Source organism: Acidaminococcus sp. AM33-14BH, assembly GCF_003603525.1.
GTDB classification, from domain to species: domain Bacteria; phylum Bacillota; class Negativicutes; order Acidaminococcales; family Acidaminococcaceae; genus Acidaminococcus; species Acidaminococcus intestini.
Genome location: NZ_QTNG01000005.1, coordinates 119,919 through 141,463, shown reverse-complemented (window position 1 = coordinate 141,463; position 21,545 = coordinate 119,919). Strand labels below are relative to the sequence as shown.

The window sequence follows — 21,545 nt, the reverse complement described above, 5'->3', positions numbered from 1 at the left end:
TCTCCAGGAGTGCATAGACACTTTAGCACCCCAAAATTTGACAAAGAACCCAAAAATCCCGAGGCAAGGCGTCTCCCCTGCTCCGGGTTCTATGATGAAGTTAAGGTTGCCCGCTTCCTGCTTTTATTTTCGGCACGTAAAAGCACAGGGCAACAAGGGTCGCACCCACAGCAAGGACGGCACCGGCAAAGCCGATGTAGGACAGCAGGTCCCTTGAAACAAGGTGTCCACCAAGCCAGGTGCCGCTTGCAATCCCCACGTTGAAAATGCCCGAATAAATAGCCATGGCAACAGGCGCTGCCGCTTGGGGGAAACCACGGATGAGTTCGGCCTGAAACGAGTGCTCACTAAGTACGTCAGATAATCCTGTTCGTACAAGGGAACATATCCACGAACCTTTTAACAATAGGTCGAATCTATTGCTAAAAAGTATAACATGAAAACAACAGGGGATTCATCCCTGTTATCTTTCCTCCCATATTGATTTTATTGTTTCAGCAATATCTTCATCCATACAAATAGAACGATTTTTTATTTCTGCAGGTGCATACGCCTCGCCAAAGTTAAGGCAAGCGTAGGTAGCTTTTGGATTGGCATTTGTCATCTTCCAAAAAGGGTATTTAATCCAAATCGGGGTATTTGCTCCTACTCCAAGTTCAAGATAAAGAATTTTACTGTTCTCGCATATTTTGATGAATTCATCGTATCTAGTCTTTGCTGCATACCATCCATCATCCTGCACAAAGGTATCATCACAACGAAGATTCATATTCATAGGCTCATCACAATCATGGCAATACGGAATTAATTCTGATGGAATTACCATCTTCCAATTTTCCCTATTATCAAAGTCGATTTCATATTTCCCTTCTTTTTCGATAAGGAAACCTGTCGCTACAAGCATTTCTCTTACCTGCGCTTCATTGTCATAGGTTACTTGATGGCATGGCCTACCGCATTGCCAAAGTCCATAATCACCTTGCATATAGAACAGTCTTTTTTTATCAAAACCCGCAAGCTGGAACTGATGATCTACGTTCGTTGTAATGACGAAATAATCTTTATCGTAAACCAGTTTCAGAAGATTTTTATAGACTTCGCTTTCCGGCTGATCATAACGATTCACATATATATTTCTCGCCCAAAATCCCCAGAAAGTTTCCATATTGGGGTATGGATAGAATCCTCCGCTATACATATCTTGTATTCCGTACTTCTCTTTAAAATCAGAGAAGTATTTATCAAAACGGTCTCCGTTATATGTATAACCTGCTGCCGTTGAAAGTCCTGCTCCAGCACCAATGACAATAGCATCTGCATTTTTGATTTCTTCTTTTAGTTTCTTTATATTATCCGAGTAATTCTCGATAGATTTGTAGATCTTGTTCTTTGAAAACATTAAATATCACCTCTATTTCACTTCCTGTATTTTTCTTATGTTTTCTTACCGTGTCGATTGCTATCTCCGCAGCTCTTCTGTTTGGAAACATAAACACGCCTGTAGAGATGCAACAAAAGGCGATAGACTTCACACCATTTTCTTCTGCCAACTTAAGACTTGACTTGTAGCATGATGCAAGAAGCTCTTCATGTCTTTTTGTAAGTCTGTCTTGTACGATTGGTCCTACTGTATGAATGACATAATCTGCAGGAAGATTATATGCCGGTGTAATCTTTGCCTTTCCAGTTTCTTCCTCGTGACCTTGTCTTTTCATGATGTCATCACAGGCCTTTCGAAGCTGAATGCCGGCAAAAGTATGAATGCAGTTATCAATACAATTGTGATTCGGTCTAAAGCATCCAAGCATTTGTGAATTAGCTGCATTGACGATAGCTCCAACCTTCAAAGAACTGATATCTCCTTGCCAAAGGTAAATACCATTCTTTATTGGCATCAAATCTTTATAATCTGTAATTCCCTTTTCTTTATTTTCTTCAATCAGATACTCATCCTGAATACGGATAAACTTTTCTGATGCTTCCTTTGGCATACGGACATTAAAAAGTGCTCTTAAAAGCTGTTTCTTCTCATCCTCAGTAGCAGGAACTTCCATATTGGCATATTGGTTGCTTTCTTTTAATAAGTATTTGATCAAATATTCTCTTCTTTCATTTTGTGTCATATGGTTGTACCTCCTATCTATAGTCTATTGCAAAATGACAATATTTTTCCCTATGATATGATTTGACTCCATCTGTCTATCAACGTTCTTTAATTGCAATACCTCAGGGCCACGCGGAGCATTAACAACAATCGCTCTCATTTTTTTACACATATTTTCTCTCACTATTTCAGATTTGAGAGATGGATATCTTTTATTATTTCAGCTGGCTTAACCAACTTTAGATTTCATTCCATCGACCTGTATGCATTCCTGCATACACCACTAAATTCACAATCACCCAATTTATCATCGGGAAGAGAGCATCTTCGTCTTTCTTTTTCTACAAGTTTTTTTACAAAATCATTTTTAGGATTTTTTAGAAGTTCATCAGGCGTATCAAATTGCTGGACTTCACCTTTATCTATTACTAAAACCCTGGTTCCGAGTTTTAATGCCTCTGTAATATCATGTGTTACAAATAGCACTGTAATTCCCGTTTCTTTATGAATACGAGATATTTCATCCTGCAAAGACGCTCTTGTAAGCTCATCCACTGCGCCAAACGGTTCATCCATAAGTAATATTTCAGGCGATGCAGCCAATGCTCTCGCAATGCCAACTCTTTGTTGCTGACCTCCTGAAAGTTCTGCAGGATAACGATGCAGCATATCTTCATCGAGATCGACAATTTTCATCCACTTAGCAACTGCTCTCCTTGTTCTTTCTTTATCACGTTTATTGAGTAAATTGGGAACATAAGAAATATTCTCTTCTACTGTCATATGCGGAAAAAGAACACTGCCTTGAATCGCATAACCTATATTTCTTCTAAGCTCATTCTGATTTAGTTCTTTGATATTCTTCCCTTCCACAAAAACATCACCGAATGTAGGAGTGATCAAACCATTTACCATCTTCATTATTGTTGTTTTGCCACCACCGGATGAGCCTATAATTGTGATAAACTCACCTTTTTTTATTGTGAGATTGAAGTTTTCCATGACAACTTTCTCCCCATATGCCTTTTTTATATTTTTGAATTCAATTATCTCTTCCATGTTAAGCCTCCTAATTCAACAAACCTTTTGCTTCCAAATAAGCTCTGGCCACATCTCGAGGTTCTTTTCCTTCTGTTTCTACTTCATAATTCATCTGCGCCATATCACTGTCTGTAATGATTCCGGTTAGCTTAGTAAACACATCATTAAGTTCAGGGTGATTACGCAAAACTTCTCCTCGAATTACGTTTCCACAAAGATAAGAAGGATAGAACTGTTTGTCATCTTCCAAAACTACAACATCAGATTTTGCAAGCTGACCATCTGTTGTGAAAATAACCATGGCATCAATCTTGTTTTGTTTTAATGCCTGGTATTTAAGACCAATATCCATATCCATAGTTTTGCCAAATTTGAATCCATATGTCTTACATAGTGCATCATATCCGTCTTCTCTTTCAAAGAAATCATATTCCGCTCCGAAAGTGAGTTCATTTGCACAAGTTCTTAAGTCTGAATAAGTTTTTAGATTATATTTTTCTGCAATTTCGCTTCGAACCACAATACCATAGGTATTATTAAATCCATACATGCCAATCCATTCCATATCATAATCATTCTGATATCTCTCTTGTAAAATTTTAAACATATCTTCGGTGTACAATCCTTCTTCTTTCAATACCATATTCCATGCTGTTCCGGTATACTCCGGATATATGTCGAATTCACCACTTTCCATAGCTGGCTGAATATTTGAAGTTCCACCGCCAACACCTTGTGTCAATTCAACCTCTAAATCTGTATCCTGTTCAATCAAGAGTTCCAGCATTTCGCCAATAATATATTGTTCAGTCATTGGCTTTGTTGCAACCTTAATCGTATTATTTGAATTTACATTCCACATACTGCCAATTACTATAGCAACAACAAGGAATAAAGCTACGATACCGCCAATCTTATTTGTACGCTTTGCCTTCTCTTTTCGGATCTGAATGCGTTTTTCGACAAATCCAAGTGCAAAGTCGACAACTAATGCCAAGATAGCGATAAGCAAACTTCCTACCATTGTCATCTCCGCATTATTTGTTGTAATACCACGATAAATTGCTACACCAAGTCCACCCGCACCGATGAAAGAAGCAATTCCTGTAAGTGCAATGGTCATGGTAACCATACTTCTAATACCTGTCATAATTACCGGCATTGCAAGAGGAAGTTTTATTTTTAATAATATTTGTCTTTCAGTACTGCCCATACCTTTTGCAGCTTCCAGTATTGCAGGATCTACATTACTGATTCCGGTATATGTATTTCTAACCATCGGAAGAAGTGAATATATAGTCAGTGCAATGATTGCAGTCGCATTTCCTACACCAGAAAACGGAATAAGGAATCCCAACATAGAAATTGATGGAATTGTATATAAAAAATTGATTACACCCAGAGTTGACTTTGCAGACTTCTGATATTCACTGATTAGTATTCCTACCAGTCCTCCAAATACAATTGCAATCAAAATTGCAACTGCCGATATTTTTAAATGTTCTGCAAGCAACTCAAAAAAAAATTCCTTTCTTTGTAAAAATAAAGACCACATTTCATTTATCATCTTTCTTGTCTCCTTTCAATCGCCTGCACAGGACAATTTTCGTAGCACAATCCGCAATGCAGACAATGATTCTGTGCAATTAAATAAGGCATTCCTTCACTTACACATTGCTGCGGACAGTTTATGGCACACTTGCCACAGCCGATACAGTCATCTGTAATCATGAAACCATATTCTTTTAAAACTACTTGCTCTGTTACGATCCGTTCTCTATTAATCGGCTCTTTCCCCAAATCAAAGAATTCTATTTCTTTTGGATAAACGCAAAATGCTTCTAATATATAACGACTCTCTCCTGGATAAACATTATTCATTGATACATTTTCATCAAAAATGCGGTCGATCCATTTCTTCTGTTCCTCAAGCTTTACGACCTTTCCCATGACTCTAACAGTCTGCCAACTCTTATTTAATCCCGTAATGGCCACTCTTCCTGTCGATGTAATCTGTTTGTAAAAATCCTTGCCTCTTGCTGTACAAAAATACAACTTTTCATTTTCAACAATCATCACATCAATAATTCTTACCTGTGGGAATCCTTTTTCATCCACTGTAGCAAAAGCAACATCCTTGATTTCTCTTAAAAGCTGTAAGCAATCCTGAATATTCATATCATGTCCTCCGCTCTTTGTTTATTGTAACTTTTATGATTATATTTATATCATACCTTAGTTGTAACGTCAATAGTTACATCAACACTTTTTCGAAATTTTTTGAACGCTAAATTGCAATAACAAGTTGGACACTTTTCTAGCTCTACTTAAGCCGCACCCAGACTTTAGATTTTATCTAGTTCCTCTGAAAATATCTCCTCTAGACTATGGCAGCCGAGAATCTTTCGAGGAAGGCTGTTGCACCACAGCTTAATTTCTAAGACGTCTTCTGAATCCGCTTCCCTTTAGGGATAAAACGCCGGATAAGCCCGTTGCGGCGTTCTACGGGGCCTTTATCGCACGAGGTGTAGGGATGCGCATAGTATAGAGGGTCTCTGCAGCCTTTTCAAGATTTGAAAGGTCGCAAACTCTGAACCATTGTCCGTCGTAATTGTTATGAAGACCGCTCCGAAGTGTTCGCTGTATTTCATCCAAGAGCGTTTCGAAGGCAGCCATAACGCTTTTAGCGGATTTGTCTGGCAGCTTAACAATCATGAACTCCCTGGTCTTACGCTCCAAAAGAGTAAGAAGGGCCTCATCTTGGCCGGGCTTTGCGCCAATAACTAGATTGCATTCCCAATGGCTGAATTCCTTTCGTTCCTCGACTTCTTTAGGCCTTTCTTCAATACTCCGGCCAAGTTTTCACTTGTTCAGACGAAGCAGATGTTTCTTCGTTTTTCTGCGCAGTTTCATGGACAGATTGTGGTTCCTGATATTCAAGGGCCCCATGTCTACATAGTTGTACAGCGTCTTTGTGCAAACCACCTGATTCCGGGTAAAGTCTCCCGCTATGAGAGCATTGCCCGCGCAGACATCAAGGAACCCCCCTGTGGAAAAGAACTTCTTTTCAACAAGCTCGATGAAAGCCTTCTTATCAAGGTAGCTGTAATGATGGCAGGAGGCCTTTCTGTTCTCTTCGTAGACCTTCTGCCCCCTGGAGGCTTTATACCGTCTTTTGGTGCCGTTATAAAGCAGTGTGGATCCGCGCTTGATTTCATTGGATATAGTAGTTGGAGAACAGGTAAGCTCTCTGGCAATGGCTCTTAAGGAATACCCATCTTTCAGGCGAATTTGGATGAGCATCCGATCCTCGTACGAAAGATGTTTTCCCTTTTTGTGCCCATTTGTGGTAGAATATGCGATGCCCATAGTGTCATTCCTCCTAGGATTTGGTCTGGTAGCTAGATTCTAACAGAGGATGCTTCATTGTGGGCCTTTTTATATTCCCAAAAAGGACCCTTTAGGGGTGTCCAACTTCGTTTTACAATTAGCCAAATTTTTTGAACTCAAAAAAGTCCGTAGAAATTGCACTTTCACAATCTCTACGGACTTATTATGATTTCTCTTGTTTTTCTTTATTGATAAAAGCCTGTGTATCTCTCACTACATCTTCTAATGTGATGGATCTCATCTTATCTTCCATTGCAGCTTGAATGGAAAACAATTTATCATCCAGCCCTGCATGAATATTTCTTCCTACCGGACATTCTGTATTTGGATTCTCGTGGAAATGGAACAGCTGTCCATCTTCCAATGGCTCTACTGCATTGAAGATGTCCAGAAGCGTAATCTCACTCATCGGCTTGGCAATCTCCATGCCACCAGTTCCGCGTTTTACTTCAATCAGATCTGCTCCTTTTAATGATTGCATCGTTCTTCGAATAATGACTGGGTTTACATTAATACTTCCTGCAAGAAAATCGCTGGTAACCTTATAGTCATTTTGAAATGTATCAATCGCCGTTAATATATGAATTGCTATTGTAAATCTGCTTGATATTTGCATGATGTAACCCTCCTTGTTTCATCTAAGTATACATCAGTTTTCCTGTAATATCAAGTATTACATCTCACCTTGTAATTACAATCTCCACCTTTGCCTTAAAGCAGACCACAAACTTGTCCTCGTACACCTTTATCTGCTCGATATACTTTCTGACCATGCTCTCATCGTATTCCATTTGTTCCTGTATTGTATCCTGAAGGAAATCAGTCAACTCGGCTACTCATTTTTTCACACCCTCCGTCTCTGCCCTTTTTACCAGTAGTTCTTGCTTTTTGTCCCGAAGAATATCTATCTCATCCGCAAGTGCCGTGTAATCTTTCTTAGCATGGGCAAGCTTTACCAGTTCCTTCTGCTTTTCCTTTAAAACAATATTCAGTCTATCTATCTCCCTGGAATTATCATCTGCAAGTGCCGTTTGTATATTATTCCTTAGGATCTGCATCATGCTGTCCGAACAACTCAGTAACTGATTGATTGTTTTTACCGTTACCTCTTGCAGTTCTGACTCCTACACGGTTGGTGCATCGCAAGCTGACGGTCCATTCTCCACCCTAGTGCAACATCTCCACACCGTGGATTTCTTTCCTCTGTTGTTCCAAGCAATTCGTCCGTAAATATCACCACACTTGGTGCAGGTGCAAATACTGGAAAGTGCATATTTACTGGAATAGACTCTTTTCTTTTGATTCTTCACGGAAATTTGTGGGGTCATAAACAAATGGATATTGAAAAAGGACATCAAATTCTCCAAATATAAGGTGACCAAACCAAAATAAAGGAGAATTGAGATGTCCTCTATTTAGTACATTATTCAAGCAGACCTGTTATGTCAAGACCCCGATTACCTTGTTTGGCTCCCCGAAGACCCTTTAGATGATTCCACAGCATGGGTGGTCACCAGCCAGAAACGTCATACCGATTTTCTCTGTCCTTGCTGCGAAGAGCCGATGCATGTCTATGGCACGTACCGAACCCGCCTAAGGACGGTGCCTATGCAGCCGAATGCCCGGTGCACTGTCCTCTTCGAGGGACACCGCTTCCGGTGTCCTTGCTGTCAGGAAACGGTTACAGAACTCAATCCGTACAGATGTCCTGGAACGAGAATCACCAAACGGGCCTCTGTGTAGATTCCATCGCTCCTCGCCAGGGTCTTACGATTGCCGGAGTGCAGAAGATAACGGGCATCCATTGGAACACGATTCGCCAAGCTGAAGAAAAAGCGAATCGACGGTCTGGCAAACCACGCCAAATGCCCTATTAACACAGGCCGATTGGAAGGGTACAGCAACAAGATCAAGGGTGCCAAACGGAATGCATATGGGTACAAGAACGACAGATACTTTTTTACCTTGATTCGGTACCTGTCACCTACGTATAATTTGGCATCCCCCAAAAATACGTGAAGACCCTCTTTTTTCTTTACGTTCGATGCTTGTGCATCGAACCGTCGCCGTTAGGTCTTTTACTCCATTTGCTTTTTGCGAATTCGGTTCAGATGGGTTCCAGATACGAGGAGCCCTCGCTTCCACCGACGACGGCGTACGGTTTATGTACGTCTAGGAGGTTAGGAGTGTGGGCGACAAAGTAGATGGGCCCATATGGGCCGAAGATTGCAAAAAGCGTCTGCTTTAATGAGCTGGGCGAGGGAGATGACGACACATGGTTAGGAGGGGGATCGCCCAGGCGCAGGCTATTCCCCCACCAGAAACGAAACATCCACGAATCGGCATGCCCCCATCGCATCCTTAAATTAAGGAATTAAGGAATTAAGGAATTAAGCAATGAAGGTACGTTCTTCCGGAGAATCGGAACGATTTGTGCTCCAAGAAACAAATCAATGACGATACACCATCCGATCAAACCGCTTAAAAGCCACTCGTCCCATAAAAAGGATCCAAATCACCATGCCAAGGAGTGTTCCCCACAGGGGCAGACTGTAGATTTGGGGCGTCATGACGGCGCGAATGGCTTCATTGATCCAGGTCAAGGGATCGATGAGCGTTATAGCCTGCATGACAGGAAGGGGCGCTAGCTGGTGCCAGGTATAAAAGATGCTTCCCAAAAAAACAACAGGCATGAGAAAACCGGGGAACATGGCGGCAATCTGGGAGGGTTTGATGATGGTCCCCACAAGGAGTCCCATAGCAGCAGAAGCAAACGCCGTGAGAAGAAGGACCAGAACAAGGAGAGGCAGTCGCTCCGGGGAAAGGTCGATAGAAATGGCGTGGCCCATAAAGATCAGTGAAATGGGAAGAACGATAAGGCCCCCCACAAAGGATTCAAGGACGCCGACAGTCATCTTGGCATAAGCAACAGTGCGGCTTGATACAGGCGCCAGGAGTCGGTCTTCAATTTCGCGGAGGTTATGGAAATCCATGGAAATCGGTACAGCCGTTCCGTGAATACCCGTAATGAGCATGCTCATACCAATCATACCGCAGAACATATGGGTCGGAAATTCCGCAGGCAAAAGGCCCACCGTCGGCAGCATAAAGCCATAGACAACAATGAGAATCAAGGGCAGCATGGCCACCCGAAAGATGAATTCATTATGATCCCGCCACTGAACCAAAAGGTCCCGGGACACCATGGCCCAAAAGGCCGTTTTTGTTTCATGATTTGAAGTACTCATCAGTTTACGCCTCCCTATTGGCAGTTTGCCGATCATCGACGCCGTCACGGTCTGTGAGGGTCAGGAATACATCATTGAGGGAACGGGTCCCCGTTTGTTTTTCAAGATCTTCCACAGTCCCATAAGCAAGAAGCTCACCCTGCTTCATGATAGCGACATGGTCACAGAAGGACTCAACTTCTTCCATATAATGGGTTGTGAGGAAAATGGTCGTCCCTTCTCGATTCATCTTAAGCATCTGGTCCCAAAGAATCTTGCGATAGTTTGGGTCAAGGCCTGTTGTCGGCTCATCGAGGAAGAGAACTTCCGGATTGTGGAGCATGGCCCGCGCAATCTTGAGACGCTGCGCCATGCCGCCTGAATAGGAACGAACAAAGTCCTTACGGCGTTCCCATAGACCAAACTTCCGCAGCAGCGCTTCCGAACGCTCACGGATGACCTTAGGGTCCATGCCAAAATAACGACCGTGATAATAGAGGTTCTCCTCTGCCGTGAGCTGCCGCTCCAGGTTGTTATGCTGAGCGACCACACCAATCTTACGGCGAATGGCAGCCACATCACCCGTAAGATCCTTTCCATCATAGAGAATCTTACCGCCCGTAGGAAGCAGCTGTGTCGTCACCATGTTGATGGTCGTCGACTTACCGGCGCCGTTAGCACCTAAGAAACCAAAGATCTCGCCTTTTTCCACTTGGAAGGAAACATGTTTTACGGCGTGGATGACGCCCGACTTTGCCTTAAAATCTTTCTGCAGGTTTTCCACCTGCAAAACAGTCTCTTTCATACCTATCGTCCTTTCTTTATATACCCCTTATGGGTATTTTATTACGAGATTTATTATATACCCCCATAAGGTATATTGCAAGGACTTTTTTAAGAAGTAGCTTAAACAAAAAAGGAGAAGGAGGCTGTGATGCCAAAGACTGGATGTCCAGCGCCAAACCGGTAAGCGCCCTATTAGGAAGAGAACTTCAACGATAAAAAGGCGGCTTTGGCTAAAAGGGCATATTTTATTAAAAAGGAAAAAAGGGATTTGCGTCCCCTTGTCCCGCTTTGCTCCACCGGCTCCTATCGTTATCTTATGCAAACGCTTTCTGCACAAATTTTTGAGCCGTAGGCTCAGTAAATCATTCAGCGTCTCACGTACCCCCTGTCACGATTCCATTCCTTTCTCTCCTCACACATGGGAAGCTTGCGAATCCATTTCGAAGGAATCGGGTCCTGAGGGGAAAGATTCGACGTCATCTGATCCAGCGCAGACGGTATGCGGCTTCCTGCATTGTACCTAAAGAAAATAGAAACTATAAACGAGGTCAAGACGGTAATTCTCTTTAAAACTTCACTTTTATATGAGAGCCTCCTCCAGAAAATAAAGAAGCTTCCAAGTCATCATCACTTGAAAGCTCCTTCATTTCTTAACATAACGAATGCTTCACATCCAGCAGCATAACACCTGGTTTTGGATTTCTATCAACTGCCCCCACAATGGGATGAGGCACATAATTTTCTTCCAGATAATCAATCTCCTGAGGGGAAAGCTTTACCTTCAGCGCAGCAGACGCGTCATCTAAATAATGTGCTTTCGTTGCTCCAATAATGGGAGACGAAACACCCTTTGCCCACTGCCAGGCAAGCGCTATCTGAGCCATTGTATAGTGGTGGCGCTCAGAAAGCTCCTGTACCCTTTTAATTATTTTGACATCCTGCTCCTTCATACGATCATATTTCCCAGCAGCCACCTTATCCGTTCGCCCCCTAAGAGACCCAGATGACCACTTTGCTCTTGTCAGATGACCTGAGGCCAGCGGGCTGTATGGCATCAAGGAAACATTCATTTGTTTGCAAATAGGAATCAGCTCTCGCTCATCTTCACGGTAAATCAGGTTGTAATGGTTCTCCATGACAGAAAAGGGCGTCCACCCATGCTCTTTTGCTGCCATCTGCATATGATAGAACTGGTATCCGTACATAGCCGAAGCGCCTAAAGCGCGCACTTTACCAGCTCTGACCAACTCATGCAACGCCTCCATGGTTTCTTCAATGGGTGTTTCATAATCAAAGCGATGGATGATATATAAGTCGAGATAATCTGTTCCCAATCGTTTGAGACTACCTTCGATTTCTCGCATAATGGCCTTCCGCGATAACCGGCCCTCATTAAAGTACACCTTAGAAGCGATTACGACTTTATTCCTAGCAATATTATGTTTTATCGCACGCCCCAAATATTCTTCACTTGTTCCAGCAGAATAACCATTGGCTGTATCAAAAAAATTAATGCCTAAGTCCAAGGCATGCCGAATCACAGCTTCACTCTGCTGTTTATCCAGCGTCCAGTCATGCATGGTTCCTGCCTTGCCAAAGCTCATACAGCCAACGCATAGTTTAGACACTTCAATATCCGTTGTTCCTAATTTTGTATACTCCATTTCGTTTGCCTCCTTATTGCTCAAGTTTGATCTTGTGGGCCGATATATCTCTTTCAGACTATGGACATCCAAAATCAGAATGGGACCTCCAGTAATTTCTGCCATATCTTTATTAAAAAGCATGAAATCGTTCGTACGAAAATTTTGGTAGATTCGTTCAGCATGGACCAATCTAGGAATATCAACGATACGGCTTTGGAAAAGCCATCGCAGGATGACTTGAGCCGTCTTTTTCCCATACTTTGGACCAATTCCAGCTAAAACAGGAGGCTGAAAAAAGCCAGCATGTCCCTCTGCAAAAAAGTCCAAGCCACGGGGCAGTTATGGTACTGATCCATGACACGCTGTAATTCCTCCTGCTGGGAAAAAAGCTGAAGCTCAACTTGATTGACGGCCGGAACAATCTCATTGCTTATGACCAAATCTACAAGCCTGTCTGGCATAAAGTTGCAGACTCCTATGGCCTTGATCTTACCAGCTTGATACAGTTCCTCCATGGCTCGTCAGCTTCCATAGCAATCCCTATATGGCATATAAATCAGGTAGAGATTGAGATAGTCCCTCTGAAGATTCTTTAAGGTCTTTTCAAAAGAACACATGGTTTTATCGTACCCTGCATCCTGAATCTACATCTTGAAAGTTAGGAAAACTTCTTTTCTGGAAATCCCACATTCCTTAACGGCTTCTCACTCTGCTCCTTCCTTTTCATAGCAGGCAGCCGTATCAATCAGTCGATACCCAATGTTCAAAGCGGTCAGAAGGCTTCTTTTGCACAATCCATAATCAGTTACCTGAAAAACACCCATTCCAAGCAAGGGCATCTGTACATGGTGATTTAGTTCTATGGCATCCATAGAAAAGGTTCCTTTCATCCCACTTGGATTCCTCATTTCATTCAATCCTTCTCCGCTATAGTCATGATCATCCTTATAAGTCTGCTTTTTCAAATAATCTATCAGGGTTTTCCCCTATAAGGAAAGAGAGGCATAGATAATCATCGGTCTTCTCGCAGCCATTTTATTTTATTGCATCTGTTCTACTATGTTAAATACCTATTTTAAGTAAGCTGCAATGCCTAATTGGCATTGTACTGATCTCTACGGGAAGGACCTGCACGAAGAAGAAGGATTACCGCAAGGAATTTCTTTTTTTTACTTGCAACAAAAAACACCCGGCAAGTCTCCAAAGACTTGCCGGGTGTTTCCTCTTCTTGTTTCTCTCATTCCCACTCAATCGTTGCAGGCGGTTTGCTCGTGATGTCATAGACGACACGGTTGACGCCAGGCACTTCATTGACGATGCGGCGGGAGACGATATCAAGGACATGGTAGGGGATATGGGACCAGTCACTTGTCATGCCGTCGGTGCTGTTGACGGCGCGCAGAGCGATGGTGTTGGTATAGGTTCTGAAGTCACCCATGACCCCAACACTGCGGATGTTCGGCAGGCAGGCAAAGTACTGCCAGATACTGCGGTCAAGACCGGCTTTGGCAATTTCTTCGCGGAAGATGGCATCGGCTTCGCGGACAATGGCAAGTTTTTCTTCCGTGACTTCACCAAGGACGCGGATGGCAAGACCCGGTCCCGGGAAGGGCTGACGCCAAACAAGTTCACTTGGAATGCCGAGTTCTTCCCCAACGGCACGGACTTCATCCTTAAAGAGCGCACGCAGTGGTTCGATGAGGTCAAGGTCCATGTCTTCCGGCAGGCCGCCGACGTTATGGTGGCTCTTGATAGTGGCACTGGTGCCGGTGCCGCCCGATTCAACGACGTCCGGGTAGATAGTGCCCTGAACGAGGTAATCGACATGACCGATTTTCTTGGATTCTTCTTCAAAGACGCGAATGAATTCTTCGCCGATAATCTTGCGTTTCTTTTCCGGATCGCTGACGCCCTTGAGTTTCGACAGGAAACGTTCCTTGGCGTCAACACGGATGAGGTTCATGTCAAAGTCTCGTTTGAAGACTTGTTCCACTTGGTCGCCTTCGTTCTTACGAAGCAGGCCATGGTCAACAAAGACGCAGGTGAGTTGCTTACCCACGGCCTTGTGGACGAGAACCGCAGCAACCGAGGAATCAACGCCGCCGCTCATGGCGCACAGGACATTCTTATCCCCCACTTTTTCACGAATGGCTTCGATCTGGGTCTGGGCAAAGCTCGACATGGACCAGTCACCGGAAAGGCCGCAAATATCAAAGAGGAAGTTGCTGAACATTTTCTTGCCAAAGGGCGTATGCATGACTTCCGGATGAAACTGGACGCCGTAGAAGCGTTTTTCCTCGTTCATCATGGCCGCAACAGGGCATTCTTCCGTATGGCCCGCCACAACAAAGCCTTCCGGTACGGTTTCGACATAATCCTGATGGCTCATCCAGCAGATGTTGTTCTTTTCGATCCCGGAGAAAAGGCGCGTTTCGTTATCGAGGGAAACCGCGGTCTTTCCATATTCACCGGCAGAACCCGCATGGGCAACGACGCCGCCCAGTTTCTTTGCCATGAGCTGATGGCCATAGCAAAGACCGAGGATAGGAATCCCTAAGGAGAAAACACCATCGTCGATAGACGGCGTATTTTCAGCATAAACACTGTTCGGTCCACCGGAGAAGATCAGGGCTTTTGGATTCTTGGCCTTGATTTGATTGATGGTATAGCTATAAGGAATGATTTCGCAGTAAACGCCACATTCACGGACACGGCGCGCAATCAGCTGTGCATACTGGGCGCCAAAGTCAACGACCAGGACAAGTTCATGCTGTAAGTTTTCCATGTTCTTCCTCCCTATTTGTTATATTCAGAACAATATATCATAATTCTATCATATTTTCAATGAAAGATGCGCCCATTTTGCGCTCATTTGCGAAAAAAGTTCGTCCTTTATTCCCGTTCCACCCAGCCGATTTTTTCAAAAATCAGGAAGGCAAGGCTGGCAAGGATGGCGACGACCGTAGCAAGGCCCATTCCCTTAAGCTGAACAGGACCAATGACGATGGTGGCACCGCTAAGACCGGAAATGAGGGTCAGGGCAGAAAGAATCAGATTCTTCGGTTTAGTGAAATCCACCTTGCGATCGACCATCATGCGCAGGCCCGACGAAGCAATGAAACCAAAAAGAAGGATGCTGACGCCACCCATAACAGGACCGGGAATATTGTGGATAAGGGCAGCAATCTTTCCTACAAAGGAAAAGACAATGGCGAGGATGGCAGCGCCGCCAATGACCCAGGTGCTGTATACGCCGGTAATAGCCATAACCCCCATGTTTTCCCCATAAGTCGTGTTCGGCGTGGAGCCCGCAAGCCCGGAAAGCACGTTCGAAAGTCCGTCGGCAATGAGTGAGCGGTGAAGGCCTGGGTCCTTGATGAGATCACGGCCGACAATGTCGCTGGTCACAAAAAGGTGTCCCAAATGTTCAGCAAGGACGACAAAGACGGCCGGCAGGATCATCATGATGGCGTTCAGATGGAAGCTGGGACGATAAAAGGTTGGAGCCGAAATCCAAGCCGCGGCCGCAACGCTTTCAAAGGAGACAACGCCGAGACCATAGGCAATGGCGTAACCGCTCACCACGCCGATGAGGATGGGAATGATGCCGATAAAGCCCTTCCCCAGGAGGGTCGCAAGGATGGTGATGATGAGCGTTGCCGACGAAATCTCCATGGCCTGGATGTTCGTCATGCCCTTTACAGGATCCATAAAGCCTGCCATGTTCATGGCCATCGGTGCAAGTTCAAGGCCGATGATGGCGACAATGGCCCCCATGGCAGCAGGCGGAAAGAGTACATCAATCCACTTGGTCCCGATTTTCTTCACAAGAAGGCCCACAAGGATGAAACAGAGCCCAAAAGCAATGAAGCCTCCCTGCGCGTCCCCGTACGTAAGGCCCGCCGTGTGCGTAACGGCAAGGACAGGAGAAATAAAGGCAAAGCTTGAACCCAGGTAGCTTGGCAGGCGCCATTTACAAATGCTGAGATACAGCAAGGTGCCTACCCCGTTCATAAAAAGTGCCGTTGATGGGTCGACATTCAGCAGGAAAGGTACAAGGACCGTGGCGCCAAACATTGCAAATAGATGCTGCAGGCTAAGCGGCAGCGTCTGAAGAATAGGCAGCTTTTCTTCGACTTCGATAATGCGTCTTTCTTTCATTAAGATTGATCCCCCTCAGCAAATTTGTTGTTACTGCGCTACTAGTGTATCACAATGGATTCCCCGTGGTACAGTCATTTTTTAGGTGTTCTGAAAGCTTCGTGTCTCTTATCCATCCCAAACAGGATGCAAAAATTCTCCCACCAAAACAAGATCCGCTTTGCTGGGAGAACGCTTGTTATTTGTTCGTGAAGTGCTTCACAAGTTCCGTCACGGTATAGACGCTAAGGGGAAGGACATCTTCGTTGAAGTCAAATTCACTGGTGTGATGACCCGAAGCTTCTTCCGTCCCATAGAGCATGTAAACGGCCTTGCCGCCATGATCCTGGACGCGGCTCATAAAGTACGAGCAGTCCTCACTGCCACTGACAGTATGATTTTTTTCAATGTCGCTGTAGACGCCAAGCCCCTTGACGACTTCATAGACTTCTTCGCCCATGTCAGGAGAAGAATTGCCTGACGCCGCACTCCCGCGGGCGACCATCTTCACGGTGACGCCGTACATATCAGCTGCGGCCTTGATCATGCGGCGGGCTTCTCCTTCCATAAATTCATTGATTGCCGTCGAACCGCCACGGGTCTCAAATTTGATGACCGCGTTGTCGGGGATGACGTTTCGTCCCGTCCCTGCCTTGAGAATTCCCACATTAATGCGGGAAGGGCCGTCGCTGTGACGGGAAATGGTATGGAGGGCCAGCGAAGCTTGGGCCGCTGCAAGAAGGGCGTTGCGGCCATTTTGGGGATTGGCACCGGCATGGGCCGGTTTTCCCGTAAAGAACGCATCAATCTTGCTTGTTGCAAGGAACCCTTCGGTCATACAGACTAGGCTGTTATTTTCGCCATTGCCAAGACCAATATGCCCGCTCAGGAAATAGTCCACATCATCGACAATCCCGCTTGCCACCATCCCGCGGGCTCCCATGACCCCTTCTTCACCGGGCTGGAAACAGAGCTTTACAGTGCCGGCCATTTCATCTTTGTGAGCGGCAATAAGGCGCGCCACGCCAAGACCGATAGCTGTATGTCCATCGTGCCCGCAAGCATGCATCAGACCCGGATGGGTCGACGCAAAGCCATCCCGGGTCGGCCGATGGGCGTCCGTTGGGTTTTCTTCAACTAGAAGGCAGTCCATGTCAAAGCGCAGACCCACGGTCTTCCCTGGTTTTGCAAAATGCATGATGCCCACGACGCCCGTCTTGCCGCCTTCCATCTTTTTCACAAGCTCCGGGTCCGCCCCTTCTTTAATGGCCCGCCCCATGGCGCGGGAAAGTTCCGCTTTATCAGGCACGCCCATCATTTCATCTGCCTTCATGCAGGCATCCCCCATGAGCACTTCATAGCCCAAGGCCTTGAGGGATTTTGCTACATGAGACGCGGTGCGAAATTCCGTCCAGGCAAGTTCCGGGTGGGCGTGAAGATCACGCCGGCAGGCCACCAGCTCCTCTTTCATCTGCATGGCTTCATCATATATCGTCATGGTTCTCCTCCTCCGCCGCCATAAGGCAGCCCATTCATTTCAGTGTCTTTTTGACCACCGAGACTTCAAACGTCCGGTTCCACGGCAGGTCAAAGGTGTAGTCATCCACACGCTGACCCAAATAAGGAAAAGCCTGTTCCTTCATTTCCTTTTGAAGGGCCGTATGGAGGATGCCCTTTTCCTTTGGGGTAAACTTTCCTTCCTGCCATTTATTGGGATAGGTGTATTCAGCACGCAGGCGCTGCCGCACGACGGCTTCATAGGCCCAATCGTCAAGATAGCGCACGTTCAGAAGATCCTTTCTTTCCTGTGACAACATATGCCGCGCCATAAGGCCCTGTCCCAAGGTGTAGCCCAGGGAATTGCTTGCCGTATTCCAGCCGGCATAGGACGCCAGGTCATAAGCCATCGGCTCATCGCTGTGAGGCAGGCGACGTTCAAAAAGCCCCTTGATGAGGCCCTTGCTGCTGCCGTTGCCAAAAGCAATATCTGCAATGCCCACGGCATAGCCCGCCCTGAGATAGGCCTCCGCCTGATCAAGAAAAGCCGTCATCCCCAGCGTCACAACGTCCGTGTTGCTCATCCCATCCGCTCCGCGCGTCACGCCGTCCTGAGGCGTATAGATTCCCGCCACTAGATCCGCCCGCTTGGCCCGTTTAGCTGGATATCCGCCAAGGGCCCAGACATGTTCCCGGTAACTATGGGCAATGGTTCCATCTTCGTAATCAGGGACAGTCTCTTTTCCCGCACCGGGGGCATAGAACCCATACACAAGGGGAGTGAGGCCTCGCGCTTTGTAATAGGCCCTCGTCAAAAGAATCATTCCCATCTCATCGGTGCCCGAAAAGGAGCGGATCGTATAGGACTTTTTCCGGCCCTGGAGCAGACTGCGAGCATCATGGTGGGCCTCGGAATAAGGCGCCGAGTCGTCCCGTGCAATCAGAAAATAATCAAAGGTTCCTGCTTCTGCCGCGTCGTACAACTGGGAAAGGACGGCTGCGTTTTTCTGCCGCCGCTGCAGCAGGTCCTCTTGGATGGAGACCGGGATTTCCTTTTGCAGGGCCGCAAGTTTCTTATCTTCCTTCCGGCTAAGCTGCCCCATCGCCTTTTTATCCCGCAAAGCGCCCCACAAAAAGAGCTTCGGCCCCCACTGCGCATAGTACTGAGGCTCCTGAGGGGCGCTGCTCCACTTGGGGGAACGCATGATCGTCGCAAAGGCGTAGATGGGAATATCGATATGACGGGCCTTGAAATCGAGCAAGACCTTGACCCGTTCATTGAGCACAGCCTCACTGAGTTCGTGGGTTCGGCTCGTGGTAAGGCCCCCATAAATGAGGGAATCGGCGGCAACAACAGCAGCCTCTGCAAAGGGGCCTTCTTCTTGGAGCCATTTTCCTAGGGCATCGGGATTGCCCTTGCGCGAGGCCGAACTTAGAAGCTCAGATGGCGGCGTTACAACATCGACCCCCGCTTTTTTAAAAGTATCCACCGTATAAGCAAGGTTAACGGGGCGATCATCAAGGGGAATATATAAGATTCGTTCTGCCGCCAAAACTGTCTCCCCCCTTGTAAGGGTCCCAAAAAGCAGGGACAGGAAAAATGCCCCTATGAGTTTCCTGCGGGCCCAAGTAAACACAAGCGACCCCTCCTTCTTATGTTTTCCTCTATTATAGCAGGCAAAAAGCCACAAAAAAAGTCCCTGCCAGCAAAGCCAGCAAGGACAGTGCGCAACAACTTATCCTTCAGGACCTTTCGTGTGCACATGCTCGATGGGAATCCACTGGGCATTGGGCCGGAAAAGCGAGTACACACTTAACAGGGAAATGAGGATACAGAAAAAACCGCCCGTCAGGATGCCCTTAGCAAAATGGCGGCTTTTGTAGCCTGCTCCCGCAATGGCGGCATGACCTACGTAAAGGCTCAAAAGGTACAAAAAGATCCACCAAACAATATCCTTGATGTGGAAAAGCGGCAGCCCGCAAAGAGCATTATAACAGAGCCAGAAAACATTCAAGATAAAATAAAGGCCAAACACAACACTCATCAAGTAGGGAATAAAATTATCGATGAGGCGTCCATCCCGATGCACTTTAAAATGGGGCAGCCAGATTTTTCCATAGACCCGGGCAATCTGGTAGTTTCCCGTAAACCAGCGCCGGAACTGATGGACCAAGGTCATGAAATGGATGGGCTGTTCATCATAAAAGCGCGCGTCTTCCTGAAATTCCGAAAAAACATCCTTAAAATTCATCTGCATGGAAAATTCCATATCTTCCGTAACCGTAACCGTCTGCCACCCATCAGGCTCAATGAGGGAAAGGTCAAAACCAAAACCCGTTCCGGAGATAATGCTCGGCATGTGGACATTAAAACGGGGTTTGGAAAATAGCACGTCCACGCTGAGCCAGTACATCGAATACCACTGCGAAATCAGGGAATCATAAGGATTGAGTGGGAGCCGGTTTCCCATGACAAGGCGGGCGCCGCTGTCAAAAGAGCGGTTCATGGCCTTGAGAAAGTAAGGATCTGCCACGTTATCGGCGTCAAAGATCACGGCATACTCAAAAGACTCCGGCCACTCCTGCCTTATCTTTTGAAGCCCCCAGGAAAGGACCGCCCCCTTTCCCGTTCGAGGGCCTTCGTCTCGTTTCCAGACCGTGATATTGGGAAACGCTTCCCCAATGGCAGCCGTATCATCCGTGCAGTGATCGGCACAAAGGAAGATATGGTAGGACGAGTGTGGATAGTCCTGCTGCACAAGGCTTTCGAGCAATTTTCCTACAACCCGTCCTTCATTGTGGGCGCAAATGAGGACCGCCATGGTATGGGAATGTCCGGCAGGCGGCAAGATCCTTTTTTTTGTTATGAAACCCACGAAAATCGTGCTGACGCCCCATAAGAAAACAAGAAGCAATACGACTTGCACGGCAAGGGTGAAAAAATACATGAAAAGACCCTCACATTCCGCTCAGGATAAGAAGCACGGCGGCAAGTCCTCCTGAAACGTATAGGACCACAGGTTCCCCCAATTGGGGTGGAAAAATCAGGCAGAACCCTGCACCGACTGCAAGGGCCGTCAGGGAAATCCGCAAAAGGGCAACCGAAAGGAGATGACTGGTCCATTTATCATCCCGCACAGCTTCCCACCATTTTATCCCGCCGCCGCGGCAAAAATAGCGGCCGCTCCAAGATAGGACGGTCTGCCCGCCCAAAATGGATAAGCCCAGTGCAGGGAGCATGATGGGAAAATAGGTCAGCTCAAAAGGGATAATCTGGAAAAGATCACCAGCAAAGGCAAGTGTGAGCCCCAAGGGCGCTGACGATGCCAGTGAAAGGACAAGGGCCATCATACGGGTCCGCTGATCATAGACAAGAAGGACCGGTTCATTTTCGCTTCTCATTCCCTGCCAAATGCGGAAAGGAACGTAGCTAGACAAAAAGACGGCCAAAAAGTGAATGGGCAGAAGCATCGTATGAAGTCCGCCAAAAGAGCAACCGATCACCGCGCCAATTCCTGCGGAAAAAGCCCCCAGACGGCCAAAAAGAAGGCCAAAGGTCAGTGCGAAAAGTGCACCCAAACAGAGACCGGAGACACTGGGCACCATCATGACCCGCATGCCAAGATAAGTGACGGCGCTATAGACCAGAACCAAAAGAACCGCCGTTTTTACACGTTGAAGCATTGCATCGACCAGCTTTCATTGAGATTGGCA

Annotated in this window: 21 protein-coding genes and 1 pseudogene; 1 reads left to right on the top strand and 21 read right to left on the bottom strand. The window is 46.1% G+C overall.

Annotated elements, in window-relative coordinates; all coding sequences use genetic code 11:
• Positions 1 to 100: 100 nt before the first annotated feature.
• The 10 genes and pseudogenes from DW817_RS05485 to DW817_RS11040 all read right to left on the bottom strand — a co-directional run bounded on the left by DW817_RS05485 (position 101) and on the right by DW817_RS11040 (position 7,863).
• A complete protein-coding gene (locus DW817_RS05485) occupies positions 101 to 286 on the bottom strand; it encodes a hypothetical protein (RefSeq protein ID WP_243634074.1) in 186 nt (61 codons plus the stop codon).
• A gap of 177 nt (positions 287 to 463) precedes the next feature.
• Positions 464 to 1,399: a Sir2 silent information regulator family NAD-dependent deacetylase gene (locus tag DW817_RS05480; RefSeq protein WP_120111399.1), complete on the bottom strand. Its 936-nt coding sequence runs from the start codon at positions 1,397 to 1,399 to the stop codon at positions 464 to 466.
• Positions 1,350 to 2,123: a protein-ADP-ribose hydrolase gene (locus DW817_RS05475; protein WP_120111394.1), complete on the bottom strand. Its 774-nt coding sequence runs from the start codon at positions 2,121 to 2,123 to the stop codon at positions 1,350 to 1,352. Before DW817_RS05475 ends, DW817_RS05480 begins: the two co-directional genes overlap by 50 nt.
• Positions 2,124 to 2,350: 227 nt before the next feature.
• A complete protein-coding gene (locus DW817_RS05470; RefSeq protein WP_120111390.1) occupies positions 2,351 to 3,163 on the bottom strand; it encodes an ABC transporter ATP-binding protein in 813 nt (270 codons plus the stop codon).
• Between the two features lie 10 nt (positions 3,164 to 3,173).
• Entirely contained in the window at positions 3,174 to 4,712 is a 1,539-nt protein-coding gene (locus tag DW817_RS05465) for a glycine betaine ABC transporter substrate-binding protein (protein WP_120111386.1), read from the bottom strand.
• Positions 4,709 to 5,323: a 4Fe-4S binding protein gene (locus DW817_RS05460; RefSeq protein WP_120111383.1), complete on the bottom strand. Its 615-nt coding sequence runs from the start codon at positions 5,321 to 5,323 to the stop codon at positions 4,709 to 4,711. Before DW817_RS05460 ends, DW817_RS05465 begins: the two co-directional genes overlap by 4 nt.
• A gap of 167 nt (positions 5,324 to 5,490) precedes the next feature.
• Positions 5,491 to 6,514 (bottom strand): annotated as a pseudogene (locus DW817_RS05455) (IS30 family transposase).
• 184 nt (positions 6,515 to 6,698) lie between these two features.
• The gene (locus DW817_RS05450; protein WP_120111380.1) at positions 6,699 to 7,151 is read right to left on the bottom strand and encodes an Rrf2 family transcriptional regulator; all 453 of its coding nucleotides are present in this window, start codon (positions 7,149 to 7,151) and stop codon (positions 6,699 to 6,701) included.
• 220 nt (positions 7,152 to 7,371) lie between these two features.
• Positions 7,372 to 7,596, bottom strand: a complete 225-nt coding sequence (locus DW817_RS10675; protein ID WP_207802102.1) for a hypothetical protein — start codon at positions 7,594 to 7,596, stop codon at positions 7,372 to 7,374.
• A 63-nt stretch (positions 7,597 to 7,659) separates the two neighbouring features.
• Positions 7,660 to 7,863 carry a recombinase zinc beta ribbon domain-containing protein gene (locus DW817_RS11040; RefSeq protein ID WP_367401160.1) on the bottom strand — a complete coding sequence of 68 codons (204 nt, stop codon included), beginning with the start codon at positions 7,861 to 7,863 and terminating at the stop codon, positions 7,660 to 7,662.
• A gap of 475 nt (positions 7,864 to 8,338) precedes the next feature.
• Here DW817_RS11040 and DW817_RS11035 point away from each other — a divergent pair, with 475 nt between their 5' ends.
• Positions 8,339 to 8,554: a transposase gene (locus tag DW817_RS11035; RefSeq protein WP_120111376.1), complete on the top strand. Its 216-nt coding sequence runs from the start codon at positions 8,339 to 8,341 to the stop codon at positions 8,552 to 8,554.
• Between the two features lie 431 nt (positions 8,555 to 8,985).
• Here the strand turns inward: DW817_RS11035 and DW817_RS05435 are convergent, their stop codons facing one another.
• From DW817_RS05435 to DW817_RS05390, 11 genes are all read right to left on the bottom strand, one after another.
• The gene (locus DW817_RS05435; protein WP_014128655.1) at positions 8,986 to 9,783 is read right to left on the bottom strand and encodes an ABC transporter permease; all 798 of its coding nucleotides are present in this window, start codon (positions 9,781 to 9,783) and stop codon (positions 8,986 to 8,988) included.
• 4 nt (positions 9,784 to 9,787) lie between these two features.
• On the bottom strand, positions 9,788 to 10,567 hold the full coding sequence (locus tag DW817_RS05430; RefSeq protein ID WP_009016360.1) for an ABC transporter ATP-binding protein: 780 nt from the start codon (positions 10,565 to 10,567) through the stop codon (positions 9,788 to 9,790).
• A 631-nt stretch (positions 10,568 to 11,198) separates the two neighbouring features.
• Entirely contained in the window at positions 11,199 to 12,212 is a 1,014-nt protein-coding gene (locus DW817_RS05425) for an aldo/keto reductase (protein WP_009016359.1), read from the bottom strand.
• A 257-nt stretch (positions 12,213 to 12,469) separates the two neighbouring features.
• Positions 12,470 to 12,709, bottom strand: a complete 240-nt coding sequence (locus DW817_RS10670; protein ID WP_021736511.1) for an aldo/keto reductase — start codon at positions 12,707 to 12,709, stop codon at positions 12,470 to 12,472.
• A 189-nt stretch (positions 12,710 to 12,898) separates the two neighbouring features.
• Entirely contained in the window at positions 12,899 to 13,084 is a 186-nt protein-coding gene (locus DW817_RS10665) for a 2,5-didehydrogluconate reductase (RefSeq protein ID WP_243634073.1), read from the bottom strand.
• 347 nt (positions 13,085 to 13,431) lie between these two features.
• A complete protein-coding gene (gene guaA, locus DW817_RS05415) occupies positions 13,432 to 14,979 on the bottom strand; it encodes a glutamine-hydrolyzing GMP synthase (protein WP_009016357.1) in 1,548 nt (515 codons plus the stop codon).
• A gap of 107 nt (positions 14,980 to 15,086) precedes the next feature.
• Positions 15,087 to 16,355, bottom strand: coding sequence for a uracil permease (gene uraA / locus DW817_RS05410; protein ID WP_009016356.1), 1,269 nt, complete (start codon positions 16,353 to 16,355; stop codon positions 15,087 to 15,089).
• Between the two features lie 178 nt (positions 16,356 to 16,533).
• Complete coding sequence (locus DW817_RS05405) at positions 16,534 to 17,832, bottom strand: amidohydrolase (RefSeq protein WP_009016355.1); 1,299 nt, start codon at positions 17,830 to 17,832, stop codon at positions 16,534 to 16,536.
• Between the two features lie 34 nt (positions 17,833 to 17,866).
• On the bottom strand, positions 17,867 to 19,468 hold the full coding sequence (locus DW817_RS05400) for a DUF4127 family protein (RefSeq protein ID WP_014128658.1): 1,602 nt from the start codon (positions 19,466 to 19,468) through the stop codon (positions 17,867 to 17,869).
• Positions 19,469 to 19,567: 99 nt separating this feature from the next.
• A complete protein-coding gene (locus DW817_RS05395; protein ID WP_009016415.1) occupies positions 19,568 to 20,779 on the bottom strand; it encodes a glycosyltransferase family 2 protein in 1,212 nt (403 codons plus the stop codon).
• 10 nt (positions 20,780 to 20,789) lie between these two features.
• A complete protein-coding gene (locus DW817_RS05390) occupies positions 20,790 to 21,515 on the bottom strand; it encodes a hypothetical protein (protein ID WP_009016414.1) in 726 nt (241 codons plus the stop codon).
• Positions 21,516 to 21,545 lie beyond the last annotated feature (30 nt).

Coding starts and splice junctions, on each gene's coding strand:
- DW817_RS10675 (WP_207802102.1), bottom strand. CDS start 7,596: ATGATGCAGATCCTAAGGAATAATATACAAACGGCACTTGCAGATGAT.
- DW817_RS05485 (WP_243634074.1), bottom strand. CDS start 286: ATGGCTATTTATTCGGGCATTTTCAACGTGGGGATTGCAAGCGGCACC.
- DW817_RS05405 (WP_009016355.1), bottom strand. CDS start 17,832: ATGACGATATATGATGAAGCCATGCAGATGAAAGAGGAGCTGGTGGCC.
- DW817_RS05465 (WP_120111386.1), bottom strand. CDS start 4,712: ATGATAAATGAAATGTGGTCTTTATTTTTACAAAGAAAGGAATTTTTT.
- DW817_RS05460 (WP_120111383.1), bottom strand. CDS start 5,323: ATGAATATTCAGGATTGCTTACAGCTTTTAAGAGAAATCAAGGATGTT.
- DW817_RS11040 (WP_367401160.1), bottom strand. CDS start 7,863: ATGACCCCACAAATTTCCGTGAAGAATCAAAAGAAAAGAGTCTATTCC.
- uraA (WP_009016356.1), bottom strand. CDS start 16,355: ATGAAAGAAAGACGCATTATCGAAGTCGAAGAAAAGCTGCCTATTCTT.
- DW817_RS05450 (WP_120111380.1), bottom strand. CDS start 7,151: ATGCAAATATCAAGCAGATTTACAATAGCAATTCATATATTAACGGCG.
- DW817_RS05425 (WP_009016359.1), bottom strand. CDS start 12,212: ATGGAGTATACAAAATTAGGAACAACGGATATTGAAGTGTCTAAACTA.
- DW817_RS05470 (WP_120111390.1), bottom strand. CDS start 3,163: ATGGAAGAGATAATTGAATTCAAAAATATAAAAAAGGCATATGGGGAG.
- DW817_RS05390 (WP_009016414.1), bottom strand. CDS start 21,515: ATGCTTCAACGTGTAAAAACGGCGGTTCTTTTGGTTCTGGTCTATAGC.
- DW817_RS05475 (WP_120111394.1), bottom strand. CDS start 2,123: ATGACACAAAATGAAAGAAGAGAATATTTGATCAAATACTTATTAAAA.
- DW817_RS10670 (WP_021736511.1), bottom strand. CDS start 12,709: ATGGAGGAACTGTATCAAGCTGGTAAGATCAAGGCCATAGGAGTCTGC.
- DW817_RS05435 (WP_014128655.1), bottom strand. CDS start 9,783: ATGAGTACTTCAAATCATGAAACAAAAACGGCCTTTTGGGCCATGGTG.
- DW817_RS05430 (WP_009016360.1), bottom strand. CDS start 10,567: ATGAAAGAGACTGTTTTGCAGGTGGAAAACCTGCAGAAAGATTTTAAG.
- DW817_RS05395 (WP_009016415.1), bottom strand. CDS start 20,779: ATGTATTTTTTCACCCTTGCCGTGCAAGTCGTATTGCTTCTTGTTTTC.
- guaA (WP_009016357.1), bottom strand. CDS start 14,979: ATGGAAAACTTACAGCATGAACTTGTCCTGGTCGTTGACTTTGGCGCC.
- DW817_RS10665 (WP_243634073.1), bottom strand. CDS start 13,084: ATGAAAGGAACCTTTTCTATGGATGCCATAGAACTAAATCACCATGTA.
- DW817_RS05480 (WP_120111399.1), bottom strand. CDS start 1,399: ATGTTTTCAAAGAACAAGATCTACAAATCTATCGAGAATTACTCGGAT.